The 14,323-nt window shown below is 47.8% G+C and carries 11 protein-coding genes and 4 pseudogenes; 11 read left to right on the top strand and 4 right to left on the bottom strand.

The annotated features are described in order from the left end of the window. Positions 1-29 precede the first annotated feature (29 nt). From D0A34_26855 to D0A34_26865, 3 genes are all read left to right on the top strand, one after another. Positions 30-821: an SDR family oxidoreductase gene (locus D0A34_26855; protein UNU21980.1), complete on the top strand. Its 792-nt coding sequence runs from the start codon at positions 30-32 to the stop codon at positions 819-821. Between the two features lie 400 nt (positions 822-1,221). Then, entirely contained in the window at positions 1,222-2,250 is a 1,029-nt protein-coding gene (locus tag D0A34_26860) for a chemotaxis protein CheB (GenBank protein ID UNU21981.1), read from the top strand. A 325-nt stretch (positions 2,251-2,575) separates the two neighbouring features. Then, on the top strand, positions 2,576-3,538 hold the full coding sequence (locus D0A34_26865; GenBank protein ID UNU21982.1) for an aldo/keto reductase: 963 nt from the start codon (positions 2,576-2,578) through the stop codon (positions 3,536-3,538). Positions 3,539-3,591: 53 nt separating this feature from the next. Here the strand turns inward: D0A34_26865 and D0A34_26870 are convergent, their stop codons facing one another. Then, positions 3,592-4,290 carry a phospholipase gene (locus tag D0A34_26870; protein UNU22487.1) on the bottom strand — a complete coding sequence of 233 codons (699 nt, stop codon included), beginning with the start codon at positions 4,288-4,290 and terminating at the stop codon, positions 3,592-3,594. A gap of 1,097 nt (positions 4,291-5,387) precedes the next feature. On the opposite strand from D0A34_26870, the pseudogene D0A34_26875 reads away from it, so the two are divergent. The 3 genes and pseudogenes from D0A34_26875 to D0A34_26885 all read left to right on the top strand — a co-directional run bounded on the left by D0A34_26875 (position 5,388) and on the right by D0A34_26885 (position 6,740). Further along, positions 5,388-5,779 (top strand): annotated as a pseudogene (locus D0A34_26875) (hypothetical protein). 188 nt (positions 5,780-5,967) lie between these two features. Beyond that, positions 5,968-6,186 carry a high light inducible protein gene (locus tag D0A34_26880; protein ID UNU21983.1) on the top strand — a complete coding sequence of 73 codons (219 nt, stop codon included), beginning with the start codon at positions 5,968-5,970 and terminating at the stop codon, positions 6,184-6,186. Positions 6,187-6,284: 98 nt separating this feature from the next. Continuing rightward, complete coding sequence (locus D0A34_26885; GenBank protein ID UNU21984.1) at positions 6,285-6,740, top strand: DUF4383 domain-containing protein; 456 nt, start codon at positions 6,285-6,287, stop codon at positions 6,738-6,740. Between the two features lie 57 nt (positions 6,741-6,797). On the opposite strand, the pseudogene D0A34_26890 reads toward D0A34_26885, so the two are convergent. Next, positions 6,798-6,989, bottom strand: a pseudogene (locus tag D0A34_26890) (hypothetical protein). A gap of 187 nt (positions 6,990-7,176) precedes the next feature. On the opposite strand from D0A34_26890, the pseudogene D0A34_26895 reads away from it, so the two are divergent. Further along, a pseudogene (locus D0A34_26895) lies at positions 7,177-7,903 on the top strand (IS1 family transposase). Positions 7,904-8,253: 350 nt separating this feature from the next. On the opposite strand, the gene D0A34_26900 reads toward D0A34_26895, so the two are convergent. Both D0A34_26900 and holA read right to left on the bottom strand, forming a co-directional pair. Continuing rightward, positions 8,254-9,243 carry a hypothetical protein gene (locus D0A34_26900; GenBank protein UNU21985.1) on the bottom strand — a complete coding sequence of 330 codons (990 nt, stop codon included), beginning with the start codon at positions 9,241-9,243 and terminating at the stop codon, positions 8,254-8,256. A 229-nt stretch (positions 9,244-9,472) separates the two neighbouring features. Continuing rightward, positions 9,473-10,450, bottom strand: a complete 978-nt coding sequence (holA, locus tag D0A34_26905; protein ID UNU21986.1) for a DNA polymerase III subunit delta — start codon at positions 10,448-10,450, stop codon at positions 9,473-9,475. A 176-nt stretch (positions 10,451-10,626) separates the two neighbouring features. Here holA and D0A34_26910 point away from each other — a divergent pair, with 176 nt between their 5' ends. The 4 genes and pseudogenes from D0A34_26910 (at position 10,627) to D0A34_26925 (ending at position 14,260) form a co-directional block, all read left to right on the top strand. Continuing rightward, positions 10,627-11,367: a DUF1868 domain-containing protein gene (locus D0A34_26910; GenBank protein ID UNU22488.1), complete on the top strand. Its 741-nt coding sequence runs from the start codon at positions 10,627-10,629 to the stop codon at positions 11,365-11,367. A gap of 2 nt (positions 11,368-11,369) precedes the next feature. Continuing rightward, a pseudogene (locus D0A34_26915) lies at positions 11,370-11,453 on the top strand (ribonuclease HII). Positions 11,454-11,721: 268 nt separating this feature from the next. Next, on the top strand, positions 11,722-12,912 hold the full coding sequence (locus D0A34_26920; protein UNU21987.1) for a transposase: 1,191 nt from the start codon (positions 11,722-11,724) through the stop codon (positions 12,910-12,912). A gap of 22 nt (positions 12,913-12,934) precedes the next feature. Further along, on the top strand, positions 12,935-14,260 hold the full coding sequence (locus tag D0A34_26925; protein ID UNU22489.1) for a bifunctional cobalt-precorrin-7 (C(5))-methyltransferase/cobalt-precorrin-6B (C(15))-methyltransferase: 1,326 nt from the start codon (positions 12,935-12,937) through the stop codon (positions 14,258-14,260). Positions 14,261-14,323: the final 63 nt, after the last annotated feature.

Here is a 14,323-nt window from a genome sequence, read left to right on the forward strand (position 1 = left end):
TTTAATACACAGCGCGAAAGGAAAACAACATGGTCGCTACACAGTCTCATACAAGCCAGACCTCAGAATCCAAGTTAATGTGCGATCGCGTCGTCCTGATTACGGGTGCGAGTCGCGGCATTGGTGCGGCTACCGCTAAACTCTTAGGACAACACGGTGCTGCCGTTGGGGTTAACTACTATGGCAGCCAAGAGGCTGCTCAACAAGTCGTTGAGGAGATTTCATCAGATGGTGGTCGGGCACTAGCTGTCAAAGCAGACGTGCGCGATCCTCAACAAGTCGATGCAATGGTGCAACAGGTTTCAGAGGCGTTTGGTGTAATTGATACGCTCGTTATTAATGCCAATGCTGGGTTTCCTATGGCTCCCTTTGTAGATTATCGCTGGGAAGACTTTGAAGCAAAATTGCTCGGAGAACTCAAAGGTGCATTTTTCCCTTGCAAGGCAGTCGTTCCATCCATGATTGAACAGAAGCGGGGGTGCATCATTGCGGTGAGCAGTGGTTTATCTCGCAATCCTGGTGAAGGGTTCTCTGCCCACAGTACAGCCAAGTCTGGACTAGATGCCTTTATAAAAAGCCTGGCATTGGAACTCGGTTCTCACGGAATTCGTGCCAATGTTGTAGCACCCGGATTGACACTGACTGATGCAACGGCACGTTTGCCCCAGGAACATAAAGATGCGTCCGCTCAAATGGTTCCAATGAAACGAAATGGACTGCCGGAAGATATTACAAGCGCAATTCTGCTGTTAGCGTCCCAGGAAGCGAGATTTATCACAGGAGCTTATTTACCTGTCAGTGGTGGTATTCAGATGCTGTGACTCTTGATGGCTAGCGTCACCTAGCCTGAGCCAAGAGCCAAATCTGTCACGCAGTCTGGAGTTAATCAAGTTACTGCGCCCAATAGGAGCGCGTCTAGAGCGATCGCAACTTCACTGCTGCGATCGCTCTATGCTGCGACATCCTGCGATCGCGGGTGCCATTGTCGGCGGACGCAGAACTTTGCCTAGATTGACGAACAATAAGACAACTGCTCTTAGCGACCACTTTTTCCTCTGCTAGACAAGGGCAAGTTTCGTTAAACTGGAAGAAGAGAACAAGAGCAGATAAGACCTACTTTTTACTCTTGACAAAGGACTGGGCTTGAGTATCTAGATACGTTCTACTCTCGCTAAAAACCAGTAATTGTGCAAAGCAAGAGCGTTTAGTAAGCGAAGATAAGTGATGAAGCCTGATATCGTTGTCGTTGGAGCATCGGCGGGAGGGATGGAAGCCCTCAAAAAGCTTGTTGCTCAACTCCCCTCCAATTTTCCGGGTGCTATTTTCATTGTTTGGCATATTGCCCCAGCGTATCCAAGTGTGTTGCCCCAAATCCTGGAGCGGGTTTGCCCCTTGCCAGTCGCCCATGCAATTGACAAAGAGGAAATCCAAACGGGACGGATTTATGTTGCTCCCCCAGATCACCACCTGCTTATCGAACCGGGGCATATCCGAGTAACGAAGGGACCTAAGGAAAATCGCTTTCGTCCCTCGATTGACGTATTGTTCCGCTCCGCCGCTCGGTGCTATGGAAATCAAGTGATCGGGGTGGTTCTAACTGGAATGCTGGATGATGGGGCATCTGGGCTGTACGCGGTGAAGGAGCAAGGCGGGAAAGCAATTGTCCAACACCCTTTTGATGCACTTCACTCCTCCATGCCTATACAAGCCATGAAAACGGTAGAGGTCGATCACTGCGTCCCCGTCGCCGAAATGGGCGCTTTATTGGTTCGTATGACAAAGGAAGCCGTCAAGAAGGAAGGAGGACATCTGGTGTCTGAGCAGATGGACATTGAAGTCAAAGTGGCACGCGAAGACAATGCTTTTGAGAGCGGCATCATGAAGCTTGGGAAGCTCTCTCCCTATACCTGTCCAGAGTGCCACGGGATGCTTCTGCAAATGAAAGAAGGCAACCGTATCCGTTTTCGTTGCCATACAGGGCACGCCTATTCCCTGAATTCTCTGCTTGTAGAAGTAACAGAGTCTATTGAAGCCTCACTTTGGAGCACGCTTCGCGGGATCGAGGAGAGCCAATTGTTAATGAGCCACATGGCTAAACATCTGTGTGAAACGAACGATAGTGAGATGGCGGAACGCTTTTTGCAGAAATCCGAAGAAGCAAATAGGCGAGCTAGGCTAGTTAGGCAGGCGGTGATGAGCCACGAAGCCCTAAGTGAGGAGAAAATAACTAACCCGGAGGCGTATGAGTAGCAACCGATTAAAAACTTACGGAAATCAATGGGTCTAAAGCCTCCTCCTGGTTCTAATTTAATTTCTTAGAAATGAGTTACAAGCAATTCTATTTGAGTTGTGAGATATCAGGGGTTCAGATACCCGACTTTTTTGAAAAAGTCGGGTATCTCGCCTTCACGAGCGATCGCATAACGCATCAACTCAACCATGTACCTCACACCTCCTAAATTGCCAATACTCAGTTCTAGTGTGTCTCTAGCAAGATGTTGTAAACGTTTCCTTGCGTTTGAATTGGCTCATAGCTATATGCACTTAACCAATAGCTGCAAAACAAGGAGAACAGATGTCAGAAAGTACGTCAAACTCAGAAATGCTATACCGAACTCTTGGCAGCACAGGAGAGAAAGTTTCTGCGATCGGATTGGGTGGTTGGCACATCGGATTGAAGTATGTTGATGAGCAACTGGGTATCCGGATTGTTCGCACTGCGATCGACCGTGGCATCACCTTCATGGATAACAGTTGGGATTACAACGGTGGAGCCAGCGAGATTCGCATGGGGAAAGCTCTCCGCGATGGCTACCGAGACAAAGTATTCCTGATGACGAAAATTGACGGTCGCTCCAAGAAAGAAGCCACAAGACAGCTAGACGAATCACTGCAACGCCTGCAAGTTGATTGCATCGATCTCGTCCAGCACCACGAAATTCTCCGGTTCGAGGACCCGCATCGAGTTTTCGATCCAGAAGGGGCAAATGCCGCCTTAATTGAGGCGCGTGAAGCTGGCAAACTCCGATATATTGGCTTCACTGGACACAAAGACCCCCAGATTCATCTGCATATGCTGGAAGTTGCAGCCAGTTATGGGTTTAAATTTGATGCAGCTCAGTTGCCACTCAATGTGATGGATGCACACTACCGAAGCTTTGGGAAGCTGGTTGTGCCAGAACTGGTTAAACAGGACATCGGCATTCTTGGCATGAAAAGCATGGCAAACGGGATTTTGTTACAGTCCAATACGGTAACGCCAATTGAGTGTCTGCACTATGCGCTGAATCTACCTACATCAGTTGTGGTTACGGGAATTGACAGCATGGAGATTCTCGATCAAGCGTTTGAGGCGGTGCGGACGTTCCAGCCAATGAATGACGAGCAGGTGCGATCGCTGTTAGCAAAAACGGCAGAAGCAGCATCACGCGGCGAGTTTGAGCCATTCAAAACCTCATCAATTTTCGACAGCACTGCCCAGAATCTAGATTGGCTGGGAGAGGAGCCACAGCGCATTCAGCAACTGATGCCAACATGAACCAGAGAGCTTGTGCCACAGTAAATAAATTTAGATTGTAGGATAATACCCTGCTACGCCGTGAACCAGTCTACTGCAGAGTCTATAATCGCAGGCGGAATAGTGTGGGGACCGTCGAACTCCCGATAAACCACATCGTAGCCAGCACCCCGCACCTGTCGCACTATCTTACGGCTACAAGGATCGATCGGTAAAACAGAGTCTCGCGTACCGTGCGAGATGAACAGACGCGGTTCGCCAACCTGTGAAGCTGGTGCCATAAACCCCGGCGAGAACGCTATGACATGGCTGAACAAGTCGCCGTTGGTGATGCCGACACTTAGCGCATAGGAAGCCCCGTCCGAGAAGCCCTCGATCGCAATGCGGGTAGGGTCTACAGCGTAGCGGCTGAACGTCTGCGCCAGCGCCTGGTCAATCAAGGCGATATCGGGGCCGTACCCACCGACGAGCACATCCCACGTCTGGCGGCGCGAGGCAGGTGCCAGCAGAATGAGTCCAGTGGCATCGGCGAGGTTTTGGAACGGAGTCAGACCGCCGCGTGCGTCGCCGCCTGCGCCGTGCAGCATCACCACCAGTGGTGCGGGTCGGGAAGCTTGGTAATTTTTAGGCACGTAGAGGAGTCCGTCGCGCTTGGTCGAAAGTCCCAATGGTTGCAGACCCGTTGGTGCCGTTCCCGTAGGCTGCGTTGGTCGTGCCAGCAGGCGTCCGTTTATAGATGCCTGATCCTGATTCTGTGGTTTCTCTGTTCTCATTGATGTAATTCTCTCCATAGAGTTAGTGGTACAGGCTGATCCAATCGCCCCAGTGATGCCTACCAAAAACATTCCAAGTAGGTGCCTTCGCGTTAATCGCGAACCGATGTCGGTTTTCTGCTTCAGCATGATGCCCTTGCTTCTCCTGTTGTGAAAAGTGAATTTTTCTCCCGGCACCAATGAGAGCAAATGACATCTTGCACTACATAAGCAAAATGTTCTCGATTAGCCATAGTGAGCCTTCCTTGTAAGGTAAAAAAGGAAGGTGCTTTCGGGGGTATGCCGGAAGGCAAGAAACTGCGATCGCAAGCTGATCTCAAAAGAGGAAAAGAAATAACTGTAGGTTGATAAGCTTTCAGGTAATCGGCTATAACCTAGAGGCGATTTTTTTGATATTCCTAAGTCGCTTGATAGGGTATCCAAATTTGCTTCTTCAGGCGATTAAGAATTTCAAAAAATCTCTATCGCGTGGCCTCAGCAAATCGCCCACATACTGGAAGCCTCGATGCTCCATAAACCAAGCCCGCCTGTGTGGACTCAATTGGCTGTGGGTCGGCAGGCTTTGTTGAATAGAAGCGAAGCAACTTCTGACCCCTCCATGTTGGCGAAGCCTGCGCGTTAGCGATAGCGCATAGGGGTAAGGGGGCTTAGCGTAGCCGCGATTTCCTTTTCTCCTAGTATTTTGCAGTCCAAATAATGAGTCGGAAATGTTATTAAAAGTTAGATAACGATGGCTCTTGCCTCTACCTAATAAGATTAACAGTTCCTACTTTTTACAACGTCCTTCTTAGGTAGGATCGTAAAGCAAAGGCGACTGTAGTCGTTTTTTCAAAGTGACTTCATAATAGGTTGTGTCATCAGTAGGATGAGGTGACAATGGTAATCGAGATAGCGTTAAGAAGAAAAGAATTGCTCAGTAAGAGTTTAAGCTTGAGTACGTTGAATACAGCTTGAAGCAAAAGCCTTGAAAATCTGGCTTTCGATAAGTATTTCACCACAGTTGTGGCTGATGGTGATAGGTTCTGAAGTCAGGGGAAGTGGAAGGCGAGATATTGATACCGCAGTAATTGTTTAACAGATTTACGGAGAAATTAGAAATGAGTAACGTATCCATGCCTAATCAAGCAAGTGAGCCGACTCAAGAAGTTAACGCATCTCAACAGGCTCAACTTTTTGCACCCCCCAATACGGGTGGAAGTGCTGTTTTAAATGCCAACATTGCCACAGGAACCAGCACAAACCCATAGGGAGAAGCAATCGCTCATCCCATCGCCTCCCATTTCTCATCCGCAACCGAACAGGTGAGGCCAAAACTGCTGGCTCTTCAACCATTGCAGGCTCTTATTCGGCAGATGGGGAGCAGACGGAAAAAGGTGTCGTTAATCTTCACAACAATCCACACGTACCCGCTAGCGATGCTCAAGCAATGCTACCCGATACTGACGCAATTAAACTTCCGATCGATTCTGAAGTCAATCATCAAGAGTAAGAGTTCGGGATTGCCTCGCCTATATTGTCTGTAAACAAGGATACTTTTTTATGCCCATTATTAACAGTTGAGCCTTACCAATCCAATCTTTAGATATAGAGAGAATTTAAGTCTAATGGTAGACCATACCAGCAAATATACTCGATACCATGAAATCGAAACAGAATAATTAAAAACTACTCACCACTATGAAGACTTCAACGAAGAATTCAACAATCAATACTGATCCAGTGCCTACGATAACTCCGGCTTATAACGGTGCCGATCGCAATGCCTGGATTTTTGGTTGGAACCCGCAGCAAGAGCTATGGAACGGTCGTCTAGCAATGCTTGGTTTTGTCGCCTATCTTCTTTGGGATATGGCTGGTTATAGCGTTCTTCGGGATGTACTTCACCTCGCTCGCTAGGAGTTGAATCGTCAGTTACAAGCTGTTTGTGTTTCTCTAACAGCAGTAAAACACTTGTTTAGTCCACACCAAAAATTTTTGAAAATCAAAATACTGCCATGCAAACATCAACATCTTCCAATTCCTCAATTCGTTACGGTGCTCTGAGTCTAGGTCTCCTTTTCTTGTTACTTGGCGTAGCTGGATTTGTGCCTGCTTTTTTCACTCCCTCTGAGAACTTTACCTCCGCACCAGGCTTTGGCTATATATTCGGGGTATTCCCCACCAACTATTTTCATAATGCAATTGGCATTTTAGTGGGTGTTTGGGGAATTGCGGCATTTACTAGCTTAAGCGGAGCCATTGTATTCAATCGCATCTTCGCTATCCTTTATGCAGCAGGTGCAATTTTAGGATTGCTGCCATTTGCAAATACCTTGTTCGGGCTTACACCACTTTTTGGAAATAATATCTGGCTCAATGCCCTTACTGCTGCGGTCGCTTTTTACTACGGATTTGTGAAGTCAGGAGAAATCAGTATGCAGAGTCCATCGAGTGCTCAAGCTAGCGTGTAACTAGAAGAGTTTCTCGAAGTATAGAAAGGGTTCTCATGCTTATCGGTGGAAATTATTTCATCTGCGCTCCTTGGCATTTATTATAGGATGCAAAAGTAGTCTTACAAAGACTACTTTTTTTGCGCCTACATACAGCGAATTTTGCTGAGTGTGTTTGTGTCTGATTAGTGCTAGTTGCAACATACCCGATCGCGGTTTACGGTAATGTCCAGACCACTTGGTTTGGGTGTGGTCATACCCCCTGCTGTGCTTCAATTTCGTTGAGCAACATCTCGTCAGAGTAGGACGTTTCCCATTCGCCCTCAAGCTTGAGCCGCACCGACTTTGGGCCACCACTGGGTGTACAGACTACCCAGTAGGTATCCTCCTGCCCTTGGTAGTGATGCACAGTAATGGTTTAATATATTAAATCCACATAAATTTCAGAGGTAAAAGTATGGAATGTCCTAATTGCCAAAGGAATTTTTTTATTAAAAATGGAAAGACTTATTACGGGAAACAGCGATTTAAATGTAAAAATTGTGGTCGTCAATTTATTGAAACTACTAAATATAAGCAGATTTCACTCCTAGACTAAAGCCTTAATTGAGCGGCTGATTTTAGAAAAAATTTCTACAGCCGGAATTGCTAGAGCTACGGGCGTATCCATTCGATGGCTTCAGAATTATGTAAATAAAAAGTATGCCGAAATTTCTGGGGAAATTTCGGTGATGAAAAAACCGAAAGGTCAGTTGACTTTAGAGCTATATGAAATGTGGTCATTTGTCAAAAACAAGCGAAACAAGCCATGGATCTGGATAGCTTTCGATCAAAAGACCCGTGAAAGTGTTGGGCTTTATATTGGAGACCGCTCAAATAAATCTGCGTCCGATCTCTGGCAATCTTTTCCTCCTGTCTATAGACAATGTGCTGTTTGTTATACTAATTTTTGGGAATCTTATTGAGAAGTGCTACCTTTTAAAAGACATCGACCTGTAGGCAAACAATCGGTAAAAACCAGTCATATTGAAACACTTAATAATACTTTACGGCAGCGAATTTCTCGTTTGGTTCGTAAAACCTTGTCTTTCTCAAAAAAAATGCAAAACCCTATTGGGACAATTTTTAACTTTGTACATCACTATAATTATTGCATAAGAAAACGATATCATTACTGTGCATGACTAGCATTATATTTTTAAAACCGCAGATACAGGCAGATAAACACAGATGAACGCAGATGAATTATATGAATTCCGCTTGCACCGTCGGTGATTGTTGACTGTTGACTGGATGTGACGCCAGACGATTCTACCGAATTTGATATCAAAATGAAACTAGAAGGAGATTAAAAACGATTGAAGGAAAAATAATTATAGCTTTTGGAGTTAAAGCAATAGGCGAAGTTAAATAATGAAATTTAAATAACATTGAAAAAAGTCAAAAGTAAGAAAGCCAAAAGTAAAAACTTGTTTTTTTACTTTTGGCTTTTAGCACATCGAGTATTCCACTCAAAACTCAAAACTCAAAACTCTTAAGGCGCTGCTGCCGCCCTGCGGTTGGCAACAATCAGATTAGCCTGATACTCTGCCGCTTTTTGCTGAGCCTTTTGATAGTTCGCGCTGGTTGACGGTACGGCTCTCATGAGCTTAACCGCTTGCTGCCACTCGCTTGCTACTGCGATCCACTCATTTTGAGACTGAGCCTTCTGGGCCGAAATTGCTGCCTTCTGAGCTGTGTTAACGGCTTCCCTCCAAGAGTCAGGCTTAGGGGCGGCGGCTTTTGGTGCAGGAGAAGCTGGAGCTGGGCTTGCTGGCGCAGCAGCAGTGGGAGCGGGTTTTGGTGCAGGGGAGGCTGCCTGTGGGGTGCGTGGAGATGCGGCTGGAGAGGATGCAGCGGCTTTAGAAGGGGGAGATGAGGGTTGGGGGGAGGGGGAAGCTGCTTCCGGGGCGATGGGTTCTGGGTTCGAGTCGCCGAATGGGAAAGTTTTAGTAAAGAAAAGCCCTGCGATCGCCGCCAGAGGTACTAAGAGACCGACAGGTATTACCCATTTGGGAAATTGTTTTTTCGGAGGCGGGGCTTGATCTTCGTCTTCGTCTTCGTCTTCCTCGTCGTCATCTCGATCGAATTCTCCTTCTTGATAATAGTCTTCGCCTTCGGGCTCGACATCATCTAAACCTACAGAGTCGTCAGGCATTCCACTATCCAAGGGGTAAGGCATGGGTTCGGCAGGCATCAGATCAATTTCATCTTCCCACGCAGGCGATCCGTCACCTTTTCGACGCCCGTAAACCTTTACAGTGTGAATTGATTCAAGTCCCAGCTTCGTCATGCCGGTGCGGATGAAATCGACCAATACCATTTGATCCGGTACTTTGTCTGCCTCCAGAATTATGTGGAGGCAGCCGTTGTCCCGCGTCACATCGGCGTTGATGCCTTTGGGTTGGAGTGTACGGTTGATGCTAGATGCGATCGCTTTTGGATCGCCCTGCTTGAGCAGTTCCCGCAGGTTCTGTTGTGTCATGGGTAGCGCTCTTTTTTGGGGGGGGGTGGAGAGCCGGCAAATAATATTAACCGATCGGCATTCGGCGGACAATATTTATTTACCACATTAACTTCTACTTTGGCATTCTGAGAGTATTTCTAGTATCTATTGACCTTTTGGCCTGCGAGCCGGCATCAAGCACATAGCCACTATCGAAATTTGTTGTAAAAATTTACAGTAGGGGGCCGCTCCTGTACCCTGTCGCGCATCAGCGAAACAAGCTAGAAAGTTCTATAACTTTGGTTTGCAGGGTTGAGTTTTCTTCCCGCCCCCGCTTTAAAGAAGCTTCTAACTCTAGCAGCAAAGGCAAACTTTTTTGCAGTTTTTCTAAGCTGGCGTTCTTGACTTCTTGCCGAAAATAGTATACTCGTTTCGGATTGCCGAGATCTAGAGCTTGAGCAATTTTATCATCGCGATCGCCCGCTTGGATCATTGCCTTTACCCACAGCCAAATCCGAAACTTACCAGTCAAGCCAGCCACAATCCTCAAACCAGGCTCGCTGCGGCCAGTTAAGCCTGCCAATAAATCCAAAGCGGCGGAGGTATTGCCCTCGCGAATGGCATCGGCTAGCTGGAAGGTATTTTGGGCGTGACAGTGCACCAGTGCTGCAACTTCTTCCGGGTTCAGAGGTTGGCTGCGGTTGCCCGCAAACAGCAGCAATTTTTCGAGTTCGCTGTATAGCTGGCGGGTATCGCTGCCAATGGATTCGGCCAAAAGTTCGATCGCTGTGGCGGTCAATTTTACGTTCATTTCGCCCGCGACTTGGCGTACCCGCTGGGCTAATTCTTTGTCATTCCAAGGCGGAATCGGTGAAAATTCCCGCACTTGGGCGGACTGGACAAGTAACTTGGTAGACTTGAGCCGGCTGTCGGGTTTTTTGATGGATGTCAGCAGCAGCACGGTGGTAGGGGGAATCACTGGCAGTGTTCGTTCCAATTGGGCCAACAGTTCTTGAGAACACTGCTGCGTTACAGTCGTGTTTGCCAGCCACACAAAACGGCTGCCGGTACCGAAGGGGGGCGTTAAAGCTCGATCGAGCCCTTCGACCACAGCTCCGGCGGAATCGGCAATAATCTTGTCATAGTTAAAACTAGCCCAGTTGGGGTCGAGGACTGTTTGGCGCAAACTTGTCACAGCTTGCGCCATCGCAAAGTCGTCTTCCCCCCAAAACAGGTAAATTTGCATGAAAAACGCTCAGTAGCCAAAAAAATCACAGTTGCACGTGAGGCTTGTCCAACATATCCTGAATAGGGCTGTTGGAAGCCCGCGCCATAATATAAAATTTGGTGTGGGAGTATGTCACCGCGAGGAAATCAAGATTGGATGATACTTATCAAGCTTACGTAAATCGGGTGGCGCGAATGACGCTGCTGGACTCCTACAAGTCCCAGGTGGAACACATTCAGGAATCTCCAAAATTTAAGCCGGACGAAGCAGGCCGGAGAGATCCTGTACCTTTTCCAGGTTATTCGGTGATTACGCCCCCTGCGGGGGAAGATGCAGAAAATGCTGCATTTTATAGTAATTTGCACTCGAGCCAACAACGGCTATTGCAGGAAATAGCGGAGGGTGCGATCGTGGCACTGCCTCCTGATAGCTTCCATTTAACCGTAGCCGATTTGATTTGGAGCAGCGCTTTTCGAGATGCCTCTGATAAAAATCCCGAATTTGAGGAGCAACTGCGCTCGCGCATGGCCGATCGTTTTGCCGCCTGCAAACCCTTGGCGGGCGGCCCTCCCATTCGCTGGATAGTGCTGGGGTTGATGGTGATGACTAGAGCTGTGGGTGTTTGTTTGGCACCGACGGACGAAAACTCTTACAAGCAAATTCTGGAGTTTCGCCGATCTATCTATCAAAATCCCGATTTAATGGCTTTGGGAATTGAACAGCAATATCATTTTACGGCACACATTACTCTGGGTTATTTTGGGGACATCGGGCCGAACCTTGACCGCGCTCGCTTGTGCGCTTTGCTGTCAGAGTTAAACGAGCAATGGCTGGACACGCCGCAAGAACTGTCCGTAAACCGAGTGGAACTGCGGAAGTTTGACGACATGACCACCTACCTCCGGCAACCGGACTGGCCTGTTTTTGAGTTTTAACGAAGGAAGAGGGAAGAAGGAAGAAGGAAGAGGGAAGAGGGAAGAAAGAAGATTTTTTCCATCTCCCACTCTCCCCATCTCCCACTCTCTCGCCCCCTCTCCCCTGTGACAAGAGTCAGGATATTGCCTATTAAATGCTTTAATTATTTTTGTTTGACAGTAAAGTCAAGGAAAAAATTTATGAAAAACCAGGAAAAATCAGTAATTCTGGTTTTTTACTTTTTGCTTAAAAAGTGACAAAAAAAATGGGATACAAGCCTCCCCATTCTAGGGGGACTTTCGGTTGGGAATCTCTCCGAGAGGTTTGTGAATAAACAGCACCGCATTTATTCAGGTTGGCTCTACAATCGTTGTATGTTAAATCTAACCTACGAGTACAAGCTCATTCCTACCGACGCGCAACGCCAAACTTTCGACCTGTGGCTCAATATTTGCCGCAAGGTCTACAACTTTGCATTGCGGGAACGAAAAGATTGGGTTAATTCTCGTAAGTGTGATATAAACTTGTGCAGCATTAAGCAGGAATACATGATCCCTGCTGATGCACCGCGTCCAACCTTTGCCCGCCAATGCAAATCATTGGCATTCGCAAAGAAGTTAATTCCTGAGTTGAAACTACCTCACACCCATGTATTGCAGCAGGCGTTGCGCCAACTAGAGGCAGCGTTTGTGGCGATGTGGGAACGAGGACACGGTTTTCCTAGATTCAAAAAACGGATGCGCTCATTTGTGTTCCCTCAATTGAATCTAGACTCCGTTAAACGGTTTGATGGTGCCGATTGGGTCAACCTACCCAAGATTGGGTTAGTTAAAATGCACCTGTCACGTCCAATCCCTCAAGGGTTTGATGTCAAGCAAATTCGCGTTGTTAAGAGGGCTTCTGGTTACGTAGCCATGCTCACTTTGGAATGTGATGTCGCAGTGCCTCAAGCCTCACCTTCAGGGCATGGATTAGGGATTGATTTAGGGTTAAAACATTTTTTGGCAACTTCTGATGGTGAATTGATTGATAGGCCTCGATTCTTTGTGGATGGACAACGCAAGCTGAAATTGCTGCAACGTCAACTCAAAGGCAAGAAAAAAGGTTCTAGAAAGTTTCGTCAAATTCAACACCAAATAGCCAAGCACCACGAATACATCTCGAACAGTCGCAAAGACTTTCATTTCAAAACCGCACATCATTTATGTAACGCAGCCCAAACAGTATTTGCTGAGGACTTGAACCTCACAGCAATGTCAGCCGGAATGATCAGCAAGCACACGCTTGATGCAGGGTTTGGTCAGTTCCTGAATATCTTGGGTCATGTTTGCTTTAAGCGAGGTGCATACTTCGCCAAGGTAGACCCGAACCGAACAAGTCAAACCTGCCCAAGATGTCAAACTCATACAGGCAAAAAAGAACTATCCGAACGAATACATAGATGTCAAACCTGTGGCTATGAAACGAATCGAGATGTTGCAGCCGCGCAGGTGGTGTTGCAGCGTGGATATACAGCGGTTGGGCAAATCGCAGTGAATTTTGGGGAGGGCAAGCTACGTGAGTAGTCCCAATGAACCAAGAATCCTCGTGCCTTCGGGTCGAAGAGTTGTCAAAGTACACGTTGTTGGTATAGGTTTAGATGGGGCTGCTGGGCTGAGCGAATCGGCGCGGCAGGTTGTAGAAATGGCCGCTCTGCTAATAGGGAGCGAGCGCCATTTGAGCTATTTTCCCCAGCACGACGAAGAGCGCTGGGCGTTGGAAGATTTGACCGAAGCAATTCTGGAAATTCGGCGCTGGTGGGCGACTGAACCCGAATTAGAACCCTCTGGGGGGACGGTGGAACCCCGTGATCAACTCATTGTAATTTTAGTGGCCGGCGACCCGCTGTTCTACGGCTGGGGAAAGTTGTTAATTGCCCAATTACCGACAGAAGAATTGACTTTTCACCCCCACGTCAGTTCTGTGCAGTTGGCTTTTAACCGCTTACATATCCCTTGGCAAGACGCTCATTTTGTTGGCTCTCAAGGACGTTATTTTGAGGAACTGACGGCAAAACTCAAGCTGGGTGTCGAGAAAATTGCGGTCCTCGCCGACGAAACTCATACTCCGGCGGCCCTGGCAAATTGGGTGAAAGCTCTAGATTTGCCTACACGCTACGAGTTTTGGGTTTGCGAGAATTTGGGTGCTGCTGACGAGCGGGTGGGCCTGCGTTCTCTGTCAGCTTTGCTGCGAGAGTCTTTTGCACCGCTGAGCGTGGTTGTGATGCTGCGCGAGTCCCCGCCGAGGGCAGAACCTTTGGATTTGGAAAAGTTGCCTTTGTTGGGCATTCCGGATGCAGCTTTTATCGGTTGTGGCGACAAGCCGGGTTTGACGGTGGAACGGGAATTGCGGGTGTTGGTGTTGGCACAATTGGCTTTGCAACCGCGACAAGTTGTCTGGGATGTGGGTGCTGGTAATGGTTCTGTCTCGATCGAAATTGCTCGTTTATTCCCGCAGTCTGAGGTGTATGCGATCGAACAAACGGTTTCTGGTACTTCTGCGATCGAGTTCAACTATGGCCGTTTTGGGCTGCAAAATGTGTTCTCGATTTACGGAACCGCCCCGGAAATCTTGCACCGCTTGCGTCCTCCGCACCGGATTTTTATTGGCGGTAGTGGCGGAGGGTTAACTAAAATTTTGGGCGTTTGCGCGCTGCGGCTGCTCCCTGGAGGCTCGATCGTGCTGGCTTTGGATGCTTTTGAGGATATTGCTACTGTTTTGAGCTGGATCGGCGATCGGGTGCGCCGGGAACCGCACTGGAGTTACCGAATCGTGCAAATGCAGTTATCGCGTTCTGTGGCTGGGGGGAATTCAACTCGTTTTGATGCGTTGCGGCCTGTTTCGATTGTGACGATCGATCGACACTTGAATTAATGTCTGAATTTTAACCGCCGATTAACGCAGATTAATGCCTGTGTTATCTGTGTTTTTTGTGGT

The organism is Microcoleus vaginatus PCC 9802 (genome assembly GCA_022701275.1).
Taxonomy (GTDB): domain Bacteria; phylum Cyanobacteriota; class Cyanobacteriia; order Cyanobacteriales; family Microcoleaceae; genus Microcoleus; species Microcoleus vaginatus_A.

Coding starts and splice junctions, on each gene's coding strand:
- D0A34_26870 (UNU22487.1), bottom strand. CDS start 4,290: ATGAGAACAGAGAAACCACAGAATCAGGATCAGGCATCTATAAACGGA.
- D0A34_26855 (UNU21980.1), top strand. CDS start 30: ATGGTCGCTACACAGTCTCATACAAGCCAGACCTCAGAATCCAAGTTA.
- holA (UNU21986.1), bottom strand. CDS start 10,450: ATGCAAATTTACCTGTTTTGGGGGGAAGACGACTTTGCGATGGCGCAA.
- D0A34_26910 (UNU22488.1), top strand. CDS start 10,627: ATGACGCTGCTGGACTCCTACAAGTCCCAGGTGGAACACATTCAGGAA.
- D0A34_26920 (UNU21987.1), top strand. CDS start 11,722: ATGTTAAATCTAACCTACGAGTACAAGCTCATTCCTACCGACGCGCAA.
- D0A34_26865 (UNU21982.1), top strand. CDS start 2,576: ATGTCAGAAAGTACGTCAAACTCAGAAATGCTATACCGAACTCTTGGC.
- D0A34_26900 (UNU21985.1), bottom strand. CDS start 9,243: ATGACACAACAGAACCTGCGGGAACTGCTCAAGCAGGGCGATCCAAAA.
- D0A34_26885 (UNU21984.1), top strand. CDS start 6,285: ATGCAAACATCAACATCTTCCAATTCCTCAATTCGTTACGGTGCTCTG.
- D0A34_26880 (UNU21983.1), top strand. CDS start 5,968: ATGAAGACTTCAACGAAGAATTCAACAATCAATACTGATCCAGTGCCT.